General features: G+C 33.4%; 2 protein-coding genes. Both read left to right on the forward strand.

Going from position 1 to position 686, the window contains the following annotated elements; genetic code table 11:
- Window positions 1-446 (forward strand): polymorphic toxin type 24 domain-containing protein (locus GCL60_RS17215; protein ID WP_202614061.1); only part of this gene is annotated, 446 nt, incomplete at its 5' end.
- Window positions 447-469: 23 nt separating this feature from the next.
- On the forward strand, window positions 470-686 hold a 217-nt coding region (locus GCL60_RS17220; protein WP_153421921.1), incomplete at its 3' end, for a hypothetical protein.

Here is a 686-nt window from a genome sequence, read left to right on the forward strand (position 1 = left end):
GAAATACTGCGGCAGCAACGGGTGGAGCTCCTTTTTCAGCTGGACTTTCATTAGGGATAATACCTGCAACAACTTCGCAAATTAGCAGCGGATTCTTAATGGCTTCTAGCGGCCTTGGATGTATGTCTGGTCTATTATTTAATGCGGCAATGGGTGGTGATGGTTCTGGTGAGAATGGAGGATATGGTAGAGGTGGTCAAAAGTTAAAACCTAGCGAAGCGGCCAAAGGTGCTGACCACACTTCTTTTAAAACGGATCAAAATGGTAAAGTAACAAGCTATGAAACATATACAAAACAAACCAATCCAAGAAATCCGAATCCTTATGAGGTAAAACGCTTTGATGGTACACACTCCCATAATGGAATGCAACCCCATGTCCATGATTTTAAAACTCCAAACAAAGTAAGAACACCTGAGTTGAATGAGCTACCAAAAGGCTATTAATCTATTAAAAAGGGAATTTAAAAATGCTACAAAATTTTCATGATGCTGAATTATTAGGAATAGAAAAAAATGATAAAAATGATTTTATTATAAAGTTATTATTACAAAATAACATAAAAAATATTATTACTTTTAAAAATGCAGTTTGGTGGAAATTATCTTCATTTGAAAATGAAAATATTCTTGAAGATAAAATTTTAGAATATAAAAAGAGTGACATTCCAAATGATATTATTAAAT

This window comes from Silvanigrella paludirubra, from assembly GCF_009208775.1.
Taxonomy (GTDB): domain Bacteria; phylum Bdellovibrionota_B; class Oligoflexia; order Silvanigrellales; family Silvanigrellaceae; genus Silvanigrella; species Silvanigrella paludirubra.